Here is a 598-nt window from a genome sequence, read left to right on the forward strand (position 1 = left end):
CCCCGAAGCCAATTATTATGACGAAGTGCTGGGAGAAGAGTTTAGGCAATATAGTGGTAAAAACAGTTTTTCGCGCGAATTGGGCGACTGGAACGACCACCACCCGGACAAAGATTCAGACAACAATGCTATAATGTTTGCATCAGGCTGGGGAGATGGGTACTACCCTGCTTATTGGGGCCTTGATGCCGATGGCGATGCCGTTGAGCTTGTGGTAGATTTTTTATTAAATGAATTTGATGCCCCGGAGGAAGATGATGAGGAGGGTGACGACGAATAATAAAAGTATTATATATTCCGGCTAATAATTGCAAAGAAGTACAGTAAGGCTGTTAATACAGCAACTGTACTTCTTTTATTTTGTATTCGGCAATAGTGTCGTCTTCAAGCTGTACCTGTAAAAGCCCTGTTTTACCCACACCCTTTATAATGCCCATAAACCGTTCATTATTCTTCTCAAAGGCCGAGTGTATGCCCTTGCGGTACAGCTTTTGCTCATAATACTTCCAGATGCTGCTGCTGTCATCATTTCTCAACCGTGAAACATTTTGCTTTAGCTGTTCCCCTATTTTTACCATAAGGTCATATTTGTCAAATT

General features: G+C 42.1%; 1 protein-coding gene and 1 pseudogene. One reads left to right on the forward strand and one right to left on the reverse strand.

The window, feature by feature from the left end; all coding sequences use genetic code 11:
- A partial coding sequence (locus ABS768_RS17635) for a DUF4241 domain-containing protein (protein WP_408076256.1) occupies positions 1 to 280 on the forward strand: 280 nt, incomplete at its 5' end.
- Positions 281 to 332: 52 nt separating this feature from the next.
- Here the strand turns inward: ABS768_RS17635 and ABS768_RS17640 are convergent.
- Positions 333 to 598 (reverse strand): annotated as a pseudogene (locus ABS768_RS17640) (biotin--[acetyl-CoA-carboxylase] ligase); the annotation flags it as partial.

The organism is Flavobacterium rhizophilum, assembly GCF_046000485.1.
Taxonomy (GTDB): Bacteria; Bacteroidota; Bacteroidia; order Flavobacteriales; family Flavobacteriaceae; genus Flavobacterium; species Flavobacterium rhizophilum.